The organism is Streptosporangium sp. NPDC050284 (assembly GCF_044459525.1).
GTDB lineage: Bacteria > Actinomycetota > Actinomycetes > Streptosporangiales > Streptosporangiaceae > Streptosporangium.
The window spans coordinates 1004157-1016698 of the sequence record NZ_JBITIZ010000001.1; the positions used below are offsets into that span (position 1 = coordinate 1004157).

The 12542-nt window shown below is 71.4% G+C and carries 14 protein-coding genes; 11 read left to right on the plus strand and 3 right to left on the minus strand.

Annotated elements, in window-relative coordinates; genetic code table 11:
• The first annotated feature begins 92 nt into the window (after nucleotides 1–92).
• The 10 genes from ACIBH4_RS04285 (at nucleotide 93) to ACIBH4_RS04330 (ending at nucleotide 10590) form a co-directional block, all read left to right on the plus strand.
• A complete protein-coding gene (locus ACIBH4_RS04285; RefSeq protein WP_362505952.1) occupies nucleotides 93–1145 on the plus strand; it encodes a galactitol-1-phosphate 5-dehydrogenase in 1053 nt (350 codons plus the stop codon).
• Nucleotides 1146–1147: 2 nt separating this feature from the next.
• Nucleotides 1148–2665, plus strand: coding sequence for an FGGY-family carbohydrate kinase (locus ACIBH4_RS04290; RefSeq protein WP_362769382.1), 1518 nt, complete (start codon nucleotides 1148–1150; stop codon nucleotides 2663–2665).
• The gene (locus ACIBH4_RS04295) at nucleotides 2662–3639 is read left to right on the plus strand and encodes a sugar-binding domain-containing protein (RefSeq protein ID WP_362769385.1); all 978 of its coding nucleotides are present in this window, start codon (nucleotides 2662–2664) and stop codon (nucleotides 3637–3639) included. The genes ACIBH4_RS04290 and ACIBH4_RS04295 overlap by 4 nt, the downstream gene beginning before the upstream one ends.
• On the plus strand, nucleotides 3636–5138 hold the full coding sequence (locus tag ACIBH4_RS04300) for a sugar ABC transporter ATP-binding protein (RefSeq protein ID WP_362769388.1): 1503 nt from the start codon (nucleotides 3636–3638) through the stop codon (nucleotides 5136–5138). The genes ACIBH4_RS04295 and ACIBH4_RS04300 overlap by 4 nt, the downstream gene beginning before the upstream one ends.
• Nucleotides 5135–6139 carry an ABC transporter permease gene (locus ACIBH4_RS04305; protein WP_362505965.1) on the plus strand — a complete coding sequence of 335 codons (1005 nt, stop codon included), beginning with the start codon at nucleotides 5135–5137 and terminating at the stop codon, nucleotides 6137–6139. Before ACIBH4_RS04300 ends, ACIBH4_RS04305 begins: the two co-directional genes overlap by 4 nt.
• Complete coding sequence (gene deoC / locus ACIBH4_RS04310) at nucleotides 6132–7052, plus strand: deoxyribose-phosphate aldolase (protein WP_362769391.1); 921 nt, start codon at nucleotides 6132–6134, stop codon at nucleotides 7050–7052. The genes ACIBH4_RS04305 and deoC overlap by 8 nt, the downstream gene beginning before the upstream one ends.
• Nucleotides 7053–7067: 15 nt before the next feature.
• Nucleotides 7068–8507, plus strand: coding sequence for an aldehyde dehydrogenase family protein (locus ACIBH4_RS04315; protein ID WP_362505970.1), 1440 nt, complete (start codon nucleotides 7068–7070; stop codon nucleotides 8505–8507).
• A complete protein-coding gene (locus ACIBH4_RS04320) occupies nucleotides 8500–9393 on the plus strand; it encodes an aldehyde dehydrogenase family protein (protein ID WP_362505973.1) in 894 nt (297 codons plus the stop codon). The genes ACIBH4_RS04315 and ACIBH4_RS04320 overlap by 8 nt, the downstream gene beginning before the upstream one ends.
• Nucleotides 9394–9608: 215 nt before the next feature.
• Nucleotides 9609–10067 carry a winged helix-turn-helix domain-containing protein gene (locus tag ACIBH4_RS04325; protein ID WP_362505976.1) on the plus strand — a complete coding sequence of 153 codons (459 nt, stop codon included), beginning with the start codon at nucleotides 9609–9611 and terminating at the stop codon, nucleotides 10065–10067.
• 271 nt (nucleotides 10068–10338) lie between these two features.
• Nucleotides 10339–10590: a hypothetical protein gene (locus ACIBH4_RS04330; RefSeq protein ID WP_362505979.1), complete on the plus strand. Its 252-nt coding sequence runs from the start codon at nucleotides 10339–10341 to the stop codon at nucleotides 10588–10590.
• Between the two features lie 177 nt (nucleotides 10591–10767).
• On the opposite strand, the gene ACIBH4_RS04335 is transcribed toward ACIBH4_RS04330, so the two are convergent.
• The 3 genes from ACIBH4_RS04335 to ACIBH4_RS04345 are packed head-to-tail and all read right to left on the minus strand — an operon-like array spanning nucleotide 10768 to nucleotide 11854.
• A complete protein-coding gene (locus tag ACIBH4_RS04335) occupies nucleotides 10768–11034 on the minus strand; it encodes a hypothetical protein (protein ID WP_350949216.1) in 267 nt (88 codons plus the stop codon).
• A gap of 60 nt (nucleotides 11035–11094) precedes the next feature.
• Nucleotides 11095–11484 carry a hypothetical protein gene (locus ACIBH4_RS04340; protein ID WP_362505982.1) on the minus strand — a complete coding sequence of 130 codons (390 nt, stop codon included), beginning with the start codon at nucleotides 11482–11484 and terminating at the stop codon, nucleotides 11095–11097.
• Between the two features lie 4 nt (nucleotides 11485–11488).
• Nucleotides 11489–11854, minus strand: coding sequence for a hypothetical protein (locus ACIBH4_RS04345; RefSeq protein WP_362505985.1), 366 nt, complete (start codon nucleotides 11852–11854; stop codon nucleotides 11489–11491).
• 95 nt (nucleotides 11855–11949) lie between these two features.
• Here ACIBH4_RS04345 and ACIBH4_RS04350 point away from each other — a divergent pair, with 95 nt between their 5' ends.
• Nucleotides 11950–12339 (plus strand): hypothetical protein, encoded by a 390-nt coding sequence (locus ACIBH4_RS04350; protein ID WP_362505988.1) that lies wholly within the window; start codon nucleotides 11950–11952, stop codon nucleotides 12337–12339.
• The last annotated feature ends 203 nt before the right edge of the window (nucleotides 12340–12542 follow it).

Here is a 12542-nt window from a genome sequence, read left to right on the forward strand (position 1 = left end):
GTCCGGGTCGTGAAAGACCTCAGGAAGACCCCTGGAGGACACGGCCCGCGACACCGACACGCGAGAAGCAGAAGACGAGGAAGAAAGAAGAAATGCCGGAAACCATGCAGGCCGCAGTGCTCCACGCCCCCGGGGACATCCGGGTCGAGCAGGTACCCGTGCCCACACCGGGCCCCGACGAGGCGCTCGTCCGCGTCGCGGCGTGCGGAGTGTGCGGCTCGGACATCCCGCGCATGCTGCGTGCCGGGGCCTACCGTTTCCCGATCATCTGCGGCCACGAGTTCTCCGGGCACGTGGTGCGGATGGGCGAGCGGCTGTCGGCCACCGGCCGGGTGCGGGAGGGCGACCTGGTCACCGTGCCGCCGCTCATCCCCTGCCACGCCTGCGGACCCTGCAGCCAGGGCCGGTTCGGCCTGTGCAAGGACTACGGCTACTTCGGCAGCCGCAGGGACGGAGCGTACGCGCAGTACGTCTCCGTACCGGCCGAGAACCTGATGGTGCTCCCCGACGGCCTCGACCCCAGGGCCGCGGCGATGCTCGACCCGGCGGCGATCGCGCTGCACGCCCTGTGGCGCACGAAGATGCGCGGCGGGTACCGGGTTGCGGTGGTGGGCGCCGGCCCGATCGGGCTGTTCGCCGTGCAGTGGGCGCGCATCGCCGGGGCCGCCGAGGTGCTCGTGATCGAACTGGACGAGCGGAAGGCGGCCATGGCGACGGAGGCCGGGGCCACGCACACCGCGGTCAGCGCCGAGGCCGCCGCCGAGGTGGCCGGAGAGGGCTACGACGTGGTCATCGAGTCCGCGGGCGTGCCCGCCACCGTCGACCAGGCCGTGGGCCTGGCCGGACGGCACGGGGAGGCGGTGTTCATCGGCATCCCGCACGACCCCGTGGTGCTGCCCAAGTCCACCTTCAGTTCCTTCCTGCGCCGCGAGGTCACCCTGCACGGCGCGTGGAACTCCTTCTCCGCGCCGTTCCCGGGCGAGGAGTGGCGGGTGGCGGCCAGGACGCTCGCCTCCGGCGACCTCGCCTGGAAGTTCATGATCACGCATGAGCTGGGGCTGGACGCGCTTCCCGAGACCATGGTCAGCCTCGGCGAACGCTCCATTTTCAGCTCCAAGGTCCTGTTCCTGCCGAACGAGGGGTGACCGTGAGCGCTTTCCTCGCCCTCGACCTGGGAACCGAAGGCGCCCGCGCGGCGGTCTACGACGCCGGCGGCGCGCGGCTCGGGGCGGGCGACGAGTCCTACCCGACCATCTTCCCCAGGCCGGGCTGGGCCGAGCAGGACCCGGACCACTGGTGGCGGGCGAGCGTCCACGCCGCGCGGGCGGCGCTCGCCGAGGCGGGGAACCCGGAGATCGCCGGTGTCGCGGTGGCGACCACCGCCTCGACGGTCGCCGTGCTCGACCGCCACGGGCGCCCCCTGCGCCCGGCCCTGCTGTGGATGGACGGCAGGGCGAGCGAGGAGTCGGCGCTGACCGCGCAGATCGACCACCCGGCCCTGCGCTACTCGGGCGACTGTGACGCGGTGGAGTGGCTGGTGCCCAAGGCCATGTGGCTGGCCCGTCACGAGCCCGAGATCTACCGCGCCGCCGCACGCGTCGTCGAGGCCGTGGACTACATCGTGTGGCGGCTCACCGGACGGTGGGCCGGATCGCAGATGAACGCGGTCTGCAAGAGCAACTACGATCCGCGCGGGGCGGGGTTCCCGCACGACCTGTACGAGAAGCTCGGCATCGGCGACCTCGGCGACAAGCTGCCGGACGAGATCGTGCCGGTCGGTGACCCGGTGGGACCCCTCGGCCCCGACGCCCGCGAACAGCTCGGGATCACCGGCCCCGCCGTCGTCGCCTCCGGCGGGATCGACGCGCACCTGTCCCTGCTGGCAGTCGGGGGCGCCCGCGAGGGGCGGGTGTCGATCGTGTGCGGCACGTCCAACGCGTTCGTCACCGAGATCGCGGAACCGGTCTTCCCCTCCACCGTGTGGGGCCCGTACCCGGACGCGCTGCGCGAGGGGCACTGGCTGGTGGAGGGCGGTCAGGTGAGCGCGGGCTCGGTGCTGGCCTGGGCGGGCGAGCGGCTCATCGGGCGGCCGAGGCCGGAGATCGGCGGGCTCATCGAGGCCGCGGCGGTGCTGCCGCCGGTCGAGCACGGACTGATCGTCCTGGACTACTTCATGGGAAACCGCACGCCGCTGCGCGATCCGCGGCTGCGCGGCGCGGTGCTCGGGCTGACCCTCGCCAGCACCCCCGAGCAGGTCTACCGGGCGGCCGTGGAAGGGGTCGCGTACGGCACCCGCCAGGTCATCGACTCCTTCGTCGCGGGAGGGATCGGCGTGGAGGAGGTCTTCGTCTCCGGCGGCATCCGGCACAACGAGCTGTGGCTCCAGACGACCGCCGACGTGCTCGGCCGGCCGATCAGCCTGGTCACCGGGGACAATCTCACGCTGCGCGCCTGCTCGGTGATCGCCTCGGTGGGTGCGGGATGGCACGCCTCGCTGGCCGAGGCCGCGGCGCACTACGAGCCGAGGATCCGCGTGGTCGAGCCGGTCGCCGAGCACCGGAACCCGTACCGGCAGGGCTACGACGACTATCTCGCGGCGACCGCCGCCACCACGGCGATCGCGCACCGGCTGAGCGCACCTGAACGAGGGGACGGGCTGACATGAGCATTCCCGTGGACTATCACGACCAGCTCTACCAGGTCGCCGTCCGCTACTACGAGAGCGGGGAGACCCAGGAGCAGATCGCCCACCGCATGCATCTCACCCGCTGGAAGGTGGGCCGGATGCTCGCCGAGGCCCGCCAGGCCGGGATCGTGAGGATCGAGGTGCTGCACCCCCGCTCCCGGGTGCACGCCCTGGAGCGCTCGCTCAAGGAGCGGTTCGGTCTGCGCGAGGCGATCGTGGTGGCGGGGAACGCCAGGAACGACCCGGAGTACCTGCGCGACCGGGTGGCCGCCGCGGGGGCCGACCACCTGATGGCGATGCGTCCCGCGCCCCAGCTGATCGGCGTCTCCTGGGGACGCACGCTCGACCGGCTGGCCGGTGGGCTCACCCCCGGGTGGGCCACGGGCGTCAACGTGGTGCAGGTGAACGGCGCGCACAGCCGATCACGGCAGCCGACCACCGCGCACAGCATGGCGAACCTGATCGCGCACCACGGCGGCGGCACCGCGACGCTGCTGCCCGCCCCGGCGATCCTGGAGCAGGAAAGCACCCGGGCGGTGCTGGAGAGCGACCGGGCCGTCTCCGACGTGCTCGCCCTCGCCACCCGCGCCGACCTGTTCCTGTTCAGTCCCGGCGGCATGGGCAGCGACTCGGTGCTGGTGGACTCCGGCCAGATCGACGCCGACGACGTCACCCGGCTGGCACGGGCCGGCGCGGTCGGCGACGTGCTCGGCCGCTTCGTCGACGAGCGCGGCCGGATCGTCGATCCGGGCCTGGACGGGCGCACGCTCGGCCTCTCGCTGGACGCCCTGCGCTCGGCCACCACCTCCGTCGCGCTCGTCAGCGGCGCGGCGAAACACGCGGTGTGCCGGGCGGTCGTGGTGAGCCGTCTCTGCGACGTGCTGATCACCGACGACCAGAGCGCGACCTACCTGCTGGACACCGCGACGAGGGAGACGAGGGAGGAGCCATGACGGACACCGCCGAGCACCCGAGGCTGCGGATGGCCGGGATCGTCAAGCGTTTCCCCGGCACCGTCGCCCTGGACGGCGTGGAGCTGACCGTACGCCCCGGCGAGGTGCACTGCCTGCTGGGCGAGAACGGCGCAGGCAAGAGCACGCTCATGAAGATCCTTTCTGGCTCCTACCAGCCGGACGAGGGCACGATCCTGCTCGACGGGGAACCCTTCAGGGCCGCCACCCCGCACGCCGGGCTCGCCGCGGGCATCGCCGTGATCTACCAGGAGCTGGACCTGCTGCCCGATCTCACCGTCGCGCAGAACCTGCTGCTGGGCAGGACGCCGAGGTTCGGCCCGTTCGTGCGCAGGTCCCGGCGGGCGCGGCTGGCCCGCGAGGCGCTGGACCGGGTCGGCGCGCGCTTCTCGGTGACCACGCCCGTCAGGGAGCTGCCCATCGCGGCCCAGCAGCTCACCGCGATCGCCAAGGCGCTCACCGCCGACGCGCGAGTGATCGTGATGGACGAGCCCTCCGCCACCCTCGGCGAGAGCGAGTTGCTCGCCGTCTTCGACGTCATCAGGTCGCTCACCGCAGAGGGACGCTCGGTGATCTTCATCTCGCACCGGATGGACGAGGTGATGGAGATCGGCGACCGTGCCACGGTGCTGCGCGACGGCCGTACGGTCGGCGTCTACGACCTGGCCTCGACCGGCCCCGGCGAGATCGTCGCCGCGATGATCGGCGAGGCGAGGGAACTCATACGCCCCACCGACCACCCCGCCCCCGAGGGCGAGCCGCTGCTGAGCGTGGACCGGGTCCACCTGCCGGGCCTGATCGACGTACGCGACCTGGAGGTGCGGCCGGGGGAGATCGTCGGGCTCGCCGGACTCGGCGGCGCGGGCCGTACGACCCTGCTGCGCGCGCTCTTCGGCGACCTGAGGGCACACGTCACCGCGAAGCTGGACGGGCGCCCGATGCGCGTGGGCAGCCCGTCGGCGGCGGTACGCGCCGGGCTCGCGCTGGTGCCGGAGAGCCGCAAGGAGCAGGGGCTGATGCTCGGCCTGTCCGTGGGCCGCAACGCGGCGATCGCGGCGATCGGCCGGCCCCCGTGGCTGCTGCCCGGCCGCCTCGGGCGGCGGCTCACCCGGCCGGCGCTGACCGGTCTGGGCATCAAGTCCGCCGGACCCGACCAGCTCGTGGGAGAGCTGTCGGGCGGCAACCAGCAGAAGGTCGTGCTGGCCAAGTGGATCACCCGGGGCGGGATCAGGGTCCTGCTGCTGGACGAGCCCACGCGCGGCCTCGACGTCGGGGCCAAGGCGGACCTCTACCGGCAGGTGCGACACCTGGCCGACCAGGGGGTGGCGGTACTGCTCGCGAGCAGCGAGCTCACCGAGCTCACCGCCAACGCCGACCGCATCCAGGTCCTGTACGAGGGCCGCAACGTCGCGTGTTTCGACCCGAGGGTCAGCCCGGAGAACGTCATCGCGCACACCGTCATCACAGGAGCGACTCCATGACCACATCGATCGGATCCGCCACCCCGGCGACCAAGGACCCCGGCGGCTCCAGGTCGCGCCGCGGCACCGACCTGATCGTCAAATCCAACCTGCTGCTGGTCTTCATCGCCTTGTGCGTCGTCGCGACGCTGCTGGCCCCGCAGTTCCTCACCGGCCGCAACATCGCCAACCTGCTGCAGCAGTCGTCGCTCACCGGGATCGTCGCCATCGGCATGACGATGGTGGTGCTGACCGCGGGGATCGACCTGTCGGTCGGCAGCGTGGCCGCCTTCGGCGGGATGACGGTCGCCCTGCTCATGGGGTCGGACGTGCACTTCGTACCGGCGATCCTGCTCAGCGTCGCGGTGGGCGCGCTGTTCGGCGCGCTCATGGGCGGGCTGTCCGCCTACCTGTCGCTGCCCTCGTTCATGACCACGCTGGCCGGGTTGACGGCCATTCGCGGGCTCACCTACCTGCTCACCGACGGCAAACCGGCGGGCGGCGGCGGCTCGGAGACGTTCCAGCTCCTCGGCGGCGGGTTCATCGGCTACGTGCCGATCATCGGGATCGTGTTCGTCGTGATCACGATTCTCGCCGCCGTGGTGCTGCGGGGCACGACCTTCGGCGAGTACGTCTACGCGGTCGGCAGCAACAAGGAGGCCGCGCGGCTGTCCGGCCTGCCGGTGCGCGGGGTGATCACCGCCGTGTTCGCGGTGTCCGGCGCGCTCGCCGCGCTCGCGGGGGTGCTGCTCACCTCCCGGCTGACCGTGGGCCAGCCCACCGCCTTCAGCGGGCTGGAGCTGGACGCGATCGCGGCCGTCGTGCTCGGCGGCACCAACCTGTTCGGCGGCCGGGGCGGGGTGTTCGGCACGTTCGTGGCGGTGCTGCTGCTGTCGGTGCTGCGCAACCTGTGCAACCTGCTCGGCCTGGGCTCCTTCTTCCAGATGGTGGTGACCGGCCTGATCCTGCTGGTCGCCCTCATCCTCAACATGCTCATCGAAAGGCGGGGCGCTCGTGCCTGACACCGTCCCTGGCTCGTTGCGGGCCTATCTGCACGGACTGCCGGGGGTCGACCAGGTCGGCGTGCACCGGCGGGCCGCGGACCTGGCGACCCGGTCCATCAAGACCACGGCCAAGCGCCGGGCGATCGACCTGGCCATCCGGATGGTCGACCTGACCACGCTCGAGGGGGCGGACACCCCGGGCAAGGTACGCGCGTTGGCGAGCAAGGCGATGCGTCCCGACCCCGCCGACCCGACCGTGCCCCCGGTCGCCGCGCTCTGCGTCTACCCGGACATGGTGTCGGTGGCCGCCCAGAGGCTGTCCGGCAGCGGGGTGGGGCTCGCCTCGGTCGCCACGGGTTTCCCCTCGGGCCGCACGTCGCCGGAGGTGAAGCTGGCCGACACGCGTATGGCGGTGGCCGCCGGCGCCACCGAGATCGACATGGTCATCGACCGGGGGGCGTTCCTCTCGGGCGACTACCGCAAGGTCTTCGACGAGATCGCGGCGGTGAAGGACGCCTGTGGCGAGACGCACCTGAAGGTCATCCTGGAGACCGGGGAGCTGGTCTCGTACGACAACGTGCGGCGGGCCTCCTGGCTCGCCATGCACGCCGGGGCGGACTTCATCAAGACCTCCACCGGCAAGGTCACGCCCGCCGCCACGCTGCCGGTCACCCTGATCATGCTGGAGGCGGTGCGGGACTACCTGGCCGCCACCGGACGGCGGGTGGGGGTGAAACCCGCGGGCGGCATCCGCACCACCAAGGACGCGATGCGCTACCTGGTGCTGGTCAAGGAGGTGGCGGGGGAGGGCTGGCTGGATCCGGCGTGGTTCAGGCTCGGCGCCTCGACCCTGCTGAACGACCTGCTCATGCAGCGCACCAAGCTGAACACCGGACACTACGCCGGGCCCGACTACTACACGATCGACTAGGGGGACTCCGATCACATGACGGAGGAGATCTTCGAGTACGCGCCCGCGCCGGAGTCACGGTCGACCGTGTCGATCCGGCCGTCCTACGACCTGTTCGTCGACGGCGAGTTCGTCGAGGCCAAGAGCGACGAGCGGATCGTCACGATCAACCCGGCCGACGAGGAGCCGCTGGCCGAGGTGGCCGTCGCCTCCGAGGCCGACGTCGACCGCGCCTTCACCGCGGCCCGTCGGGCCTTCGAGCGGGTCTGGTCGCCGCTGCCGGGGGCGGAGCGCGGCAAGTACCTGTTCCGGATCGCGCGCATCATCCAGGAGCGCGCACGCGAGCTGGCCGTGCTCGAATCGCTGGACAACGGCAAGCCGATCAAGGAGACCAGGGACGTCGACCTGCCCCTGGTCGCGGCACACTTCTTCTATCACGCGGGATGGGCGGACAAGCTGGCCCACGCCGGGCTCGGCCCCTCGCCGCGCCCGCTGGGCGTGGCCGCGCAGGTCATCCCGTGGAACTTTCCGCTGCTGATGCTCGCCTGGAAGGTCGCGCCCGCGCTGGCCACCGGGAACACGGTGGTGCTCAAACCCGCGGAGACCACCCCGCTGACCGCGCTGGCGTTCGCCGAGATCTGCCAGGAGGCGGGACTGCCGCCCGGCGTGGTGAACATCGTGACCGGCGCCGGCGACACCGGCCGGGCCGTGGTCGCCCACCCGGACGCCGACAAGGTGGCCTTCACCGGCTCGACCGAGGTGGGCAGAGAGATCGCCCGCGCCGTGGCGGGCACGGGCAGGCGGCTCTCCCTTGAGCTGGGCGGCAAGGGCGCCAACATCGTGTACGACGACGCGGCGATCGACCAGGCCGTGGAGGGGATCGTCTCGGGGATCTTCTTCAACCAGGGGCACGTGTGCTGCGCGGGATCTCGGCTGCTGGTGCAGGAGTCGATCGCGGAGGAGCTGCTGGCGAAGCTGCGCACCAGGATCGAGCGGCTGCGGCTGGGCGATCCGCTGGACAAGAACACCGACATCGGGGCGATCAACTCGGCCGCGCAACTCGCCAGGATCCGCGAACTGGTCGCCGCAGGCGAGGCGGAGGGCGTGAGCGGCTGGTCACCGGCGTGTCCGATCCCCGAGCGTGGCTTCTGGTTCCCGCCCACCGTGTTCACCGGCGTCACGCAGGCGCACAGGGTCGCCCGCGAGGAGATCTTCGGCCCGGTGCTCTCGGTGCTCACCTTCCGCACACCGGAGGAGGCCGTCGCCAAGGCGAACAACACGCCGTACGGCCTGTCCGCCGGGGTGTGGACGGAGAAGGGCTCCCGGATGCTGTGGACCGCGAGCCGGCTGCGCGCGGGCGTCGTGTGGTCCAACACCTTCAACATGTTCGATCCCGCCAGCCCGTTCGGCGGATACAAGGAGTCCGGTTACGGCCGCGAGGGCGGCCGGCACGGGCTGGAGGCATACCTTGGCTGACAGAACCGACCCTCCGTTCCCCGCGCCGGCACGCGTCGCCGTGCGCAGGACGTACAAGCTGTATCTCGGCGGGGCGTTCCCTCGCTCGGAGTCAGGCAGGTCCTATCCGGTGACATCTTCCCGCGGGGTCCATCTCGCCAACGCGGCCCAGGCGTCCCGCAAGGACGCGCGCGACGCCGTGGTGGCGGCGCGCAAGGCGTTTCCCGGCTGGTCCGGCCGTACCGCCTACAACCGGGGCCAGATCCTGTACCGGGTGGCCGAGATGATGGAGGGGCGCCGGGCCCAGTTCGCCGAGGAGACCGCCGCGGCCGAGGGGGTGAGCAGGGCGGGGGCCGAGAGGCTGGTGTCCGCCGCCATCGACCGCTGGGTCTACTACGCGGGCTGGGCCGACAAGATCGGCCAGGTTCTCGGCGGGGCGAACCAGGTGTCGGGTCCGTTCTTCAACCACTCCGAGCCCGAGCCGACCGGGGTCGTGGGCGTCATCGCCCCCGCCGACTCCCCGCTGCTCGGACTGGTCTCGGTGCTGGCGCCGGTGATCACCTCGGGCAACACGGCGGTGCTGGTGGCGAGCGAGCGTGCCCCGCTCCCCGCCGTCACGCTCGCCGAGGCGCTGGCCACCTCGGACCTGCCGGCGGGGGTCGTGAACATCCTGACCGGACGCCTGGGTGAGCTCGCCCCGCCACTCGCCGGCCACGCCGACGTGAACGCCCTCGACCTGACCGGGGCGGGCGACCTCGCCTCCGAGCTGGAGGAGAGCGCGGCGACCACCCTCAAGCGGGTCCTGCGGCCGGGCCTTCACGACGACTGGACCGCCGCCGATCCCGGCGTCTCCCGGATCAGGTCCTTCATGGAGATCAAGACGGTCTGGCATCCGGTGGGTGTCTGACACCGGGGTGGGCCGGCCGTGGCGAGCGCGGTCTCCGTTCCCGCCCACGCGCCGGGGTCCGCGCGGGAACGGCGCCCTGCTCAGGAGCGCCGCCATCGCGTCCCCGACGCTCCGGGGCCGGGCACGCCTCTCACCCGGCCCGGCAGAGAAGCTCGGGGGTGACACGGGGGCGGGCGCCTGTTAGGTCCCATTTGCCCAGGTGAGAGCCTTAAAGTATGAGATATTCAGACAGGGGCGGTGGGCTGTCGGCGCAGGAGCGAGCCAGGCGCGAGAGGCTGCGGTTCCGGGCCGCCGACATGTTCGCCGGGGAGATCGCGCCCGCGCGGGTGGCCCGGCTGCTGGGAGTCACCCGCAAGTCCGCCTACGAGTGGTACGCGCTCTGGAGACGGGGCGGCAGGGCGGCACTGGTCTCCAGGGGCGCCGCCGGCGGCAGGAAGCTCACCGACGAGCAACTGGCCCGGCTGGAGGCGACCCTGGAGGAGGGCGCCGCCGCCCACGGCTGGGACGACGGCCACTGGACCACCGCGCGTGTCGCCGTGGTGATCGCGGAGAGGTTCCAGGTCTCCTACACCGTGCGCGGGGTGGCCTATCTGCTGGACCGGCTGGGATGGACCGGCCGGTTCGGGTTGCCGATGCGCGGGCCCGCGCGGACGCGTGGTGGATCCCCGGCGTGAGCGGGCTTCGTGATCTCCATGCCGCGCGGGCGGCTCGGTGAGAAGCCGCTTCCTTGGGGGAGCGGAGGAGCCGCTCGGATGTAACCTCCGCCGTTCCTTTCCGGAAATGATCCCGGACCAAGGCTTTGTCCTTTCTGGGGCGAAGGTCGTTATGGCTCTGAACTAGCGTCTTACGTGGCATCGATTCGTCATATTTCCTGGAAATCCGATCGGCGCCCTGTAAGTCCTGGCGGCATGCCGGGTTCAACCATCAGACACGGAGTGATCTTTCATGTTCAAGCAGGCTCTCGCCGCCGGCACCTTGGTGGCCTCCACCCTGATCGTCGGCATGACGGTGTCGGCTCAGCCCGCCGGGGCAAGCGTGGCGCCACAGCAGGTCTCGGTGGTCGCCGGAAGCAACAACCACGACCCCTTCGGCCCCTACACCTACTACAACAGGTATTCGCCATTCACTTTCTACAACAATTACGTTCCCTTCGGCTTCCAGTCCTATTACCGCCCCGTTGTCTACACCTACTGGTAAACCAGGAAAAAGTAGAAAACGGTAATGGGCGAGGCGCGACGGTGCCGGGCGTGGTCATCACGCCCGGCGCCGTTCGCCGTCACGGCGCCTGTGGCGCCGCCGTCCGCCGAGGTGCGGCGGACGACACGGCCGGGACCCGCCCCGTCGCGACCCGTTGACGGCGCCGAACGCGGCGGCTCAGCCGGCTTCCGTCGTCGTACCCGGAGCGGAACGCGACTGCCTGTGCACCGCCAGGGCGATGTCCACGATCGCGATCACGGCCAGCACGGCCATCACGACGGTGAGCCAGGTGATTCCGGCCACGAAACCGAGCACCCCGAGGCCGATCGCCGCTATCAGGGCGAACGAGCCCAGGCGAATGTGGACGACGTCGCGCGGGGTGGCCGCGACCATGGGCTTCCCGCTCGCCGAAGTCTCCTCCGGCATCTCTCCTTCGGCCGTCATGTTTCCCTCCTTGGTTGGAACGCCCCTTTTACCCGGATGCCCCTCTGTCATGTGTCCAGCTCACGTCTCGGGCGACTGCCCGAGGGCTTCCACCAGTCCTTCGGGATCGGAGACCGTGAGAGTTGCGGCCGGGTGGGTCAGGAAACGTCCCGGTGCCAGAGCGGGCACCGGGACGTGGAACCGGACGCACACGCCCCGCCTGGTGCTGGTGCCGAACGTCACCCCGCGGTCGGCGAGCGACAGGCGCGGTCCGATGGCCTTCCACGGAGCGTACGGGCCGGTCACGGTGGTGCCCGCGACATTGGACAGGGGCGTGCGCAGCGACCAGGGGCCGAAGCGAACCGAGAGATCGCCCTCGCGGACCTCGGCGAAGGCCCTCCCGGGGCTCACCCCGACCACCAGCAGCGGTATCCGCCACGCCGGGTCGAATTCGAACGCGAAGCGCGTCATCCCCTCAGGACTCCCAGGGGGCGCTCTCGCCCATCTTGGCGTAGTACCTGGCCAGGTGGGCCTTGATCCGGCCGAGGTCCTCCTCGGGCACCTTGACCCCGCCCCTGGCCCCCTGCAGGACCCCTCCCGCGGCTCGTACGGCGTGCGGCACCACCTTGAGCCTGCCGTCGATCACATCGGCGATGGGAAGTTTGTAACTCCCGAAGTTGTCCGGCTCGTCGCCGTCGTACCAGAGATGGGCCTCTCGGTATCGGGCATTGGGCTCCTCCTCGGCGTCCGACCATGATCGGACGCGTTTCTCGGCCGCTTCGCCGTCCCAGGCCCTGTCGTGCTCGGCCAGTGGCAGATCCTGAAACCGGGTGACCGTCATGATCTCGCTCCCTTCGTCGAGGGTTTCCCTACCCGGCTGACCGGCCCCATGCCTGCCGGCGACATATTTGGACTTTGTCAGGGGAGGGGGTCGGCATGACGGACACTCCTGAGACGAGCGAAGACACGGCCGAGCGTGAAGATGCCGAGACGGGCGGCACCGAAAGTACCGGTGCCGAGAGCACCGATGCCGAAAGTGACGCCCCCGAGCAGGATCCGCCGCCCGCGGGTCCGCGGGGCATCGACGGCGAGAGCAGGGTCGTGGCGGAGCGGTCGGGGGCGGACACGACCTTCCCCGAGCGACCACTCCTGGCGGATCCTGATGACGCGCGCCGCACTCCTGAAGAGGAAAGGCCGGAGGGTGTGAGCGAGGCCAAGGCCGAGACCGAGACCGAGGACGAGGCCGACGGTGAGGTCGCGGGCGACGGGGGAGAGGACACGTCCGGTGACGGGGCACCGGAACCGGAGGTCGGCCCGGCCTCCTGAGAGCCGCCCCCTTTGACCGGGTGTTCTATGGGGCCCCGCCCAACGAGGGCGGACAGGGGCCCGGCAAGGACTCCTCCCGACATGGCGGTGGGGGGGCCGGCAACCCCGCCCCCCCCCCCCCAAGGGTGGGGGGGGAGCGCGGGTAGGGGGGCGGGGGCGGGGTGGGCCCGGGGGGGGGCCAGTCCCCCCCCCGGGGGAGGGGT

Excerpts from the sequence above, each read along its gene's own strand:
- ACIBH4_RS04345 (WP_362505985.1), bottom strand. The coding sequence starts at position 11,854 with ATGACGGTCACCCGGTTTCAGGATCTGCCACTGGCCGAGCACGACAGG.
- ACIBH4_RS04315 (WP_362505970.1), top strand. The coding sequence starts at position 7,068 with ATGACGGAGGAGATCTTCGAGTACGCGCCCGCGCCGGAGTCACGGTCG.
- ACIBH4_RS04305 (WP_362505965.1), top strand. The coding sequence starts at position 5,135 with ATGACCACATCGATCGGATCCGCCACCCCGGCGACCAAGGACCCCGGC.
- ACIBH4_RS04340 (WP_362505982.1), bottom strand. The coding sequence starts at position 11,484 with ATGACGCGCTTCGCGTTCGAATTCGACCCGGCGTGGCGGATACCGCTG.
- ACIBH4_RS04335 (WP_350949216.1), bottom strand. The coding sequence starts at position 11,034 with ATGACGGCCGAAGGAGAGATGCCGGAGGAGACTTCGGCGAGCGGGAAG.
- ACIBH4_RS04325 (WP_362505976.1), top strand. The coding sequence starts at position 9,609 with ATGAGATATTCAGACAGGGGCGGTGGGCTGTCGGCGCAGGAGCGAGCC.
- ACIBH4_RS04330 (WP_362505979.1), top strand. The coding sequence starts at position 10,339 with ATGTTCAAGCAGGCTCTCGCCGCCGGCACCTTGGTGGCCTCCACCCTG.
- ACIBH4_RS04295 (WP_362769385.1), top strand. The coding sequence starts at position 2,662 with ATGAGCATTCCCGTGGACTATCACGACCAGCTCTACCAGGTCGCCGTC.
- ACIBH4_RS04285 (WP_362505952.1), top strand. The coding sequence starts at position 93 with ATGCCGGAAACCATGCAGGCCGCAGTGCTCCACGCCCCCGGGGACATC.
- ACIBH4_RS04350 (WP_362505988.1), top strand. The coding sequence starts at position 11,950 with ATGACGGACACTCCTGAGACGAGCGAAGACACGGCCGAGCGTGAAGAT.
- ACIBH4_RS04300 (WP_362769388.1), top strand. The coding sequence starts at position 3,636 with ATGACGGACACCGCCGAGCACCCGAGGCTGCGGATGGCCGGGATCGTC.